The organism is Kitasatospora sp. NPDC057518, from assembly GCF_042802075.1.
Taxonomy (GTDB): Bacteria; Actinomycetota; Actinomycetes; order Streptomycetales; family Streptomycetaceae; genus Kitasatospora.
In genome coordinates this window covers 1-5869 of sequence record NZ_JBHVEU010000521.1, presented here as the reverse complement: position 1 = coordinate 5869, position 5869 = coordinate 1, and the positions used below count along the sequence as shown (strand labels likewise).

Annotated in this window: 6 protein-coding genes; 1 reads left to right on the top strand and 5 read right to left on the bottom strand. The window is 75.5% G+C overall.

Features of this window, described 5'->3' with window-relative positions; translation table 11 throughout:
* Nucleotides 1–119 precede the first annotated feature (119 nt).
* The 5 genes from fxsA to ACFU7Z_RS34900 all read right to left on the bottom strand — a co-directional run bounded on the left by fxsA (nt 120) and on the right by ACFU7Z_RS34900 (nt 5070).
* Nucleotides 120–698: an FxsA family membrane protein gene (fxsA, locus tag ACFU7Z_RS34920; protein WP_074005174.1), complete on the bottom strand. Its 579-nt coding sequence runs from the start codon at nt 696–698 to the stop codon at nt 120–122.
* Between the two features lie 55 nt (nt 699–753).
* Nucleotides 754–2400: an apolipoprotein N-acyltransferase gene (gene lnt, locus ACFU7Z_RS34915; RefSeq protein WP_380782021.1), complete on the bottom strand. Its 1647-nt coding sequence runs from the start codon at nt 2398–2400 to the stop codon at nt 754–756.
* A 95-nt stretch (nt 2401–2495) separates the two neighbouring features.
* Nucleotides 2496–2948 (bottom strand): N-acetyltransferase, encoded by a 453-nt coding sequence (locus ACFU7Z_RS34910; protein ID WP_117486968.1) that lies wholly within the window; start codon nt 2946–2948, stop codon nt 2496–2498.
* A 42-nt stretch (nt 2949–2990) separates the two neighbouring features.
* Nucleotides 2991–4598 (bottom strand): amidohydrolase, encoded by a 1608-nt coding sequence (locus tag ACFU7Z_RS34905; RefSeq protein ID WP_380782019.1) that lies wholly within the window; start codon nt 4596–4598, stop codon nt 2991–2993.
* A gap of 31 nt (nt 4599–4629) precedes the next feature.
* Nucleotides 4630–5070 carry an Lrp/AsnC family transcriptional regulator gene (locus ACFU7Z_RS34900; RefSeq protein ID WP_045694655.1) on the bottom strand — a complete coding sequence of 147 codons (441 nt, stop codon included), beginning with the start codon at nt 5068–5070 and terminating at the stop codon, nt 4630–4632.
* Between the two features lie 229 nt (nt 5071–5299).
* Here ACFU7Z_RS34900 and ACFU7Z_RS34895 point away from each other — a divergent pair, with 229 nt between their 5' ends.
* Complete coding sequence (locus ACFU7Z_RS34895) at nt 5300–5821, top strand: hypothetical protein (protein ID WP_181970507.1); 522 nt, start codon at nt 5300–5302, stop codon at nt 5819–5821.
* Nucleotides 5822–5869 lie beyond the last annotated feature (48 nt).

The following is a 5869-nucleotide window of genomic DNA, read 5'->3' as shown; positions in this document are numbered from 1 at the left end:
GTGCCGGGCAGCGGCCGGCCGCGGGGGGTGGGGGCGGTGGGGTCCGCGAAGACGTAGGGGTATGTGGGAGAGGTACGGGCTGTCCGCCCCTCGGGGGCTCGTACATCGGGACGGTCCGGTCAGCCGGCGATCGGCGGGCGGTAGGTGGTGTCCGGGCCCTGCGGGCCGCGCGGGCCGTCCTCCGGGTCCACGACCTCGCCCTGGACCACCTTGCCGTCCGGGCGGTGGATGCGCAGCTGCTCCTGGAGCCGCATCGCGTCCGCGAACGGGTCGGCCCCGGCGGCGGAGGTGCTGCGCAGCGCCTTGTCCGCGGCCCGGCGCCCGACCGCCCGCCACAGCGCCCGGGTGGGCGGGAAGAGCAGGGTCAGGGCCACCAGGTCCGTCAGGAAGCCGGGGACGATCAGCAGCAGGCCGGCCAGCACGGTCATGCTGGTGCCGGTCTGCGGCTGCTGGGACTGCGGGTTCTTGCTCTGCTCGATCGCCGCCGACAGCGCCTTCAGCCCGGCCCGCTTGATCAGCGAGCCGCCGATCAGGACGCCCGCGACGAGCAGCAGCACGACGGTGAGGCCGCCCAGCCAGGAGCCGACCTGGACCAGCAGCCAGATCTCCAGCACCAGCCAGGCGGTGATCAGCAGCGGCAGCACCCGGCGGAGCCTGCTACGCGGGGCCGGACGGGTGGGGGTAGCTTGCTGGGTCACGGTACGAATCCACTCCAAGCGGTGCTCTGCGCGCCGCACGGGAGGTCCGGGCCGGCTACGGCACCACCTGGTCCAACGATTCCTGCCCGGCCGGTGTTCCGGACGGGGCCTTCCGGCGGCGGCCGACCAGCACCGCCGCGCCGCAGGCCAGCAGGCCGCCGACGGCCAGCGTCCACTCGGGGGCGGCGCCGACCCGGTCGGCCACCGTGGTGCCGTCGCGCAGCGGGACGGTGGCCGACAGCTCGGCCGCGGTCAGCTCCTCGGTGCGCTGCCGGACGCCGCCGTCCGGGCCGATCACCGCGCTGATGCCGCTGGTGGCGGCGATCAGCACCGCCCGGCCGTGCTCGACGGCCCGCAGCCGGCTCATCGCCAGCTGCTGCTCGGGCTGGCCGGTCTTGGCGTAGGTCGCGTTGTTGGTCTGGACGACCAGGACCCGGGCGCCGCTGTCCACGGTGTCGCGGACGATCTCGTCGTACGCGACCTCGAAGCAGATCACGTCGCCGATCCGGGCCGGGCCGAGCTGCATCACGCCGTTGTGGTCGCCGGGGTAGAAGTCCCGGGCGACCCGCTGGAGGCGGGTGATCACCTTCATCAGCTGGGCGCGGAAGGGCACGTACTCGCCGAACGGGACGGGGTGCTGCTTGGTGTAGGAGGCGCCGGGGCCGGTGACCGGGTCCCAGACGATGCCCTCGTTCTGGACGTGCTGCGCGTCCGGGCCGTCCACCAGGGTGCCGACCAGGGTGGGCACGCCGATCGCCTTCACGGCCTCGTCGATCCGCTGGCGGGCCAGCGGGTCGCTGAACGGGTCGAGGTCGGAGGAGTTCTCCGGCCAGATCACGATGTCGGGGCGCTCGACCTTGCCGGCCCTGATGTCGGCGGCGAGCCGCTCGGTGGCCGCGGCGTGGTTGTTGAGGACCATCATCGGGCGGCCCAGGAAGTCCATGCCCGGGTTGGGCACGTTGCCCTGGACGATGGCGACCTTGACGGTGTCGTCGGCGGCCGTGGGCACCGGGACGAGGTAGCCGGCCAGCAGCGCGGCCACCGCCCCGAGCGCCGCCAGCGCGGCCGCCTTCGGGGCCCTGCCGGGCCCGCGCAGCCGCAGGGCGGCCCAGGCCAGCAGGGCGCCCGACAGGGCGACCGCGAAGGTGACCAGCGGCGCGCCGCCGAGCGCGGCCAGCGGGGTGTACGGGGTGGCGGTGTTGGCGAAGGCGAGCCGGCCCCAGGGGAAGCCGCCGAGCGGCAGCCGGTCGCGGGCCCACTCCTGGGTGATCCACAGGCAGGCCGTCCAGAGCGGCCAACCGGGCAGCCGGGAGGTGACGGCCAGGGCGCCGCCGAGCAGGGCCAGGAACAGCGCCTCCACGACCGACAGGCCGATCGTGGCGTCCCAGCCGACCACCCGCAGCCAGCTGAGCAGCATCAGGAAGAACGGCAGGCCGAACGCGAAGCCCGTCCACAGGCCCTGGCGGAAGGTGCGGCCCCGGGTGAGCAGCGACAGCGCGGCGACGCCGAGCAGCGACAGCGGCCACAGGTCGTACGGCGGGAAGGCGAGGGCCAGCAGCAGGCCGGCCAGGGCGGCGAGGCCGGTGCGCGGGAGGCCGGCGCGGACCTTGGCGAGCGCACGGGCTCCGCGGCTCGCCCGGGGCGCCGGCTCCTGCGGCTCGGGGACGGCCTCGGGCCGTTCCTGGGTGACGGGAGTGGCCACCGGCGCACCATCTTCCTGGGGCTTGCTGTTCGGACGCTGTGCGAAGAAGGTACCCCGGAAGGTCGGAGACCCGTGAGGTCAGGGTGGTAGCGGGGTCAGCGCGGGGTGTAGCGGACCTCCCGCAGCGGCCAGTGCCCGGCGAGCCAGTCGGAGACGGCGCGGTACAGCGGGGCGTCCAGGTGGGCGCGGTCGGCCCGGACCCAGGAGCTGACCGAGACCGCGGACGGGTCCTCGCGGTCCGGGTAGATGTAGACGCAGCCGATCACCTCGTCGCGGTCCGGCTCCAGGACGGTGTAGGTGAAGCCGGTGCGGGCCTCGAAGTCGGCGGCGTGCCGGCGCAGGTCGTCGAGGTTCCGCTCCGGCGGCATCCCGTCGGCGGGCGGCCAGCCGCGGCCGGCCCAGCCGGGGGTGGCGCGGATGTGGGCGATGGAGCCCGTCCAGGCGGCGTGGTCGGAGGCGTTGTGCCGCTCGCCCAGGGGTTCCAGGCGGAACTCCGGGGCGAGCAGCTCGCGCGGGACGGTGAAGTCGGCGGGTACCAGGTCGGTCATGGTGATCAACCTAGGAGGCGACGGCCCGCCGATCCACGGGGTTTACCGCTGGTACACCGTGCGGCCGCGGACGACGGTGCGCAGGCAGGTCGGCAGCGGGTGGCCCGGGGTGAGGTCGGGCAGGCCGGGGGTGCCGGAGCGCGGGTCGGTGGACCAGCCGGCCACCCGGGAGTCGGGGGCCTGGACGACCAGCTCGCCGGCCGCCCAGATCGCGTAGCTGGCGACCGCGCCGGGGACCAGCACGCCGTCCTGGTCCCGGCCGACGGCGCGCCAGCCGCCCCGGGTGTGGGCGGTGAAGGCGGCCCGCACCGAGATCCGGTGGTCCAGGGTCCGGTGGAAGGCCGCCGCGCGGACGGTGCCCCAGGGGTCGAGCGGGGTGACCGGGGCGTCCGAGCCGAAGGCCAGCGGGACGCCGGCCCGCAGCAGCGCGGCGAAGGGGTTGAGGGCGGCGGCCCGCTCGGCGCCCAGGCGCTGGACGTACATGCCCTCGGGCCCGCCCCAGGCGGCGTCGAAGGCGGGCTGGACGGAGGCGGTCAGGCCGAGTTCGGCGAAGGCGGCGACGGCCTCGTCGTCCAGGGCCTCGGCGTGCTCGACGCGGTGGCGCAGGGCCTTGACCCGGTCGGCGCCGACCCGGGCGCCGGCCTCCCGGACGCCCTCGATCACGGCGGCCACGGCCGCGTCGCCGATCGCGTGGAACCCGGCCTGGAGCCCGGCCCCGGTGCAGGCGGCGACGTGGTCGGCGACCTGCCCGGCGGTCAGGTAGGCGGTGCCGGTGTGCCCGGCGTCCGCGTACGGGGCGTGCAGGCAGGCAGTGTGGGAGCCGAGCGCGCCGTCCACGAAGAGGTCGCCGCCGGCGCCCACCGCACCGAGTCGGCGGGCGGTCTCGACACCGCCCAACTCGCCCCAGTAGCCGAAGACTTCGGGCCCCTCGCCGTCGGCGGCGAGAGCCAGCAGGGCGGCCAGGTCGGCCTCCGAGGAGATCTCCGGGCCGGCGCACTCGTGCAGGGCGCCGATGCCGAGCTCGGCGGCGCGGGCCAGGGTGGCCCGCTGGGCGCGGCGGCGCTGCTCGGGGGTCAGCCGGGCCAGCGCGGTCCGCCGCACGACGTGGTGGGCGTCCCTGGTGAGCGGGCCCTCGGGGTCGAAGCCGGGCGCCTCGGCCAGGCCCTCGGTGAGGTCGCGCAGCGCCGTGGTGGCCAGGGCGGAGTGCACGTCGGTGCGGGAGAGGTAGAGGGCGGCGCCGCGGGCGGCGGCGTCGAGCTCGGCGAGCGTGGGCGGGCGGCCCTCGGGCCAGCCGCTCTCGTCCCAGCCGTGGCCGATCAGCACCCCGCCGGGCTCGGGCCGGGCGTCGACGAAGGCGGTGACGGCGGCCAGGGCGGCGGCCAGCGAGGGGCTGCCGGTGAGGTCGAGGCCGGTGAGCGCCAGGCCGGTGGCGGTGGCGTGCACGTGGGCGTCCACGAAGGCGGGGGTGACCAGGGCGCCGTCCAGCTCGACGATCTCGTCGGCGGTCGCGGCGTACGCCTCGGCGGCGCCGTCGCTGCCGACCCAGGCGACGTGCCCGCCCTCCACGAGCATCGCGGTGGCGAAGGGGTCGGCGGGGCTGTAGACGGCGCCGCCGCGCAGCAGGACGGTCCGGGGAGTGCGTTCGGTCATGCGGCCAAGTCTGCACCCCGCCCGTTCGGGGTCAGAGCTTCGGGGGTCGTGCCTCGTACGGGGTGGACAGGACGACGGTGGTGCGGGTGGAGACGCCGGCGGCGCTGCGGATGCGGGCCAGCAGGTCCTCCAGGTCGCCGGGGGCGCCGACGCGGACCTTGAGTATGTAGTTCTCGTCCCCGGCGACGCTGTGGCAGGCCTCGATCTCGGGCAGGCCGGCCAGCCGTTCGGGGGTGTCGTCCGGGGCGCTCGGGTCGAAGGGTTTGACCGAGATGAACGCGGTCAGCGCCAGGTCGACGGCGTCGGGGTCGATGATCGCGGTGTAGCCGCGGATCACCCCGCGCTGTTCGAGGCGGCGCACCCGCTGGTGCACCGCCGAGGTGGACAGGCCGGTGGCCTTGCCCAGGTCCGTGTAGCTCATCCGGCCGTCTTCGAGGAGCAGCTGGACAATGCGTTGGTCGAGATCCTCCACAGTGCGCAAACCTACCCGGTCGGGAGCACGGGGGGCGCACGCGGTGGCACGGGGAGGGATCGCAGGTACCGGGCGGGCACATGCCGGGCGAATGTGGCGTCCGGTGTGGCCAAGGACACACCCGGTGCATCACGGTGCACGGGACCGCAGGGTTATGAGTCCTGATCACAGGGAAGTGCTGGTTGTGGCCCTGGACGACCACGCCGGGCCCGATCCTAGGGGGATCCTCATGCCTGCTACTGACCAGCGTGTGCTGGGCGCCGACGAGACCGACGATATGACCGACCGCGAGGACCTCGCGGTCGATTACATGCCGGGCACCGACCCCGGCGAGGCGGAGAACTGGGACATCTTCCGGGTCGACTGCCCCGAGTGCCGCCGCCCGATCGCCCTGGTGGCGGACGAGGACCGGCTGCCGCAGCACGCGCTGCTGCCGACCGCCTGGAACCCCTTCGCCCCCGCGATCTGCCCGGGCTCGGGCACCCCGACGGACGACCTGGCCGAGGTCGAGGCCCCGGAGGACGCCGAACCGGCCCGGATCGACGCGCTGTTCAAGCTCCCGACCGGGCTGGACTGGCGCACCCAGCCGTTCTCGCACGCCGTCGCGCACCGCCCGGTGCGGCTCGCCGCGGTCGGCCAGGCCGCTCCGACCGCGCCCGCCGCCCCGACGGTCGCGACGATGCGGGCCGCCATCCCCGAGCAGCGCCGCCGTCGTCCGGCGCTGACCGCCCGTACCGCCAAGGCGAGCTGACGCTCCGCCGGGAACGCCTCCGGCCGTCACTCCGCACCCTGGAGTGAC

What these genes read in the sequence shown, in the direction of transcription:
- ACFU7Z_RS34910 (WP_117486968.1), bottom strand. Translation starts at nt 2,948, where the DNA reads ATGACCGACCTGGTACCCGCCGACTTCACCGTCCCGCGCGAGCTGCTC.
- ACFU7Z_RS34905 (WP_380782019.1), bottom strand. Translation starts at nt 4,598, where the DNA reads ATGACCGAACGCACTCCCCGGACCGTCCTGCTGCGCGGCGGCGCCGTC.
- ACFU7Z_RS34895 (WP_181970507.1), top strand. Translation starts at nt 5,300, where the DNA reads ATGCCTGCTACTGACCAGCGTGTGCTGGGCGCCGACGAGACCGACGAT.